Below are 560 nucleotides of genomic sequence, written 5' to 3'. Positions count from 1 at the left end.
AATGGGTTTTCAATATCAGAGCGACTACACAACACGATAGGGCGCTTGCCTTCTTCTTCGTGTTGCAACATACGAATCAAGTGCATTGTTCTCGACCCGTTCCACCCAAGCAATACGATATGATTTTCCACTCTCACTCTCCGTTTACCCAAAATACCCGCTCGCCAATAATCGATTGCAGAACCAGCTACACGCCCCAGTAACGCAGCAAACAAACTCAAGCCACCGGGAATAACAAACAACACAACAACCCACTTCCCTAAGTCTGTGACCGGAGAGTGATCTCCATAGCCCACCGTACTAGCGGTGACCATGAGGTAATAAATGAAGTTGGAGAAGTTGTCCGTTAGCGCTTTTTCACCCGCAAGAGCCAAAAGCCCCCACGATAAACTGATGTACAAAATACTAATAACAAGAAGGTTTCGGTTGCTTAATTTAAATAGGTGCGAACTAAGCCACTTTTTAACTACTAGCCACACAGCCATAAATATCCGGTCCCTGCATTTACAAAATCAATCAATATTAAACCATTGATAATCAAAAACAAAAAAACCAGCCAT

1 protein-coding gene is annotated in these 560 nt (G+C 43.4%); it reads right to left on the bottom strand.

Annotated features, from left to right (window positions below):
* On the bottom strand, positions 1-485 hold a 485-nt coding region (locus R7Q11_RS28420), incomplete at its 3' end, for a potassium channel family protein (RefSeq protein ID WP_225467260.1).
* Positions 486-560 lie beyond the last annotated feature (75 nt).

Source organism: Vibrio sp. 970 (assembly GCF_033339075.1).
The sequence above is the reverse complement of the archived record's forward strand: the minus strand, read 5'-3'. Positions and strand labels throughout refer to the sequence as shown.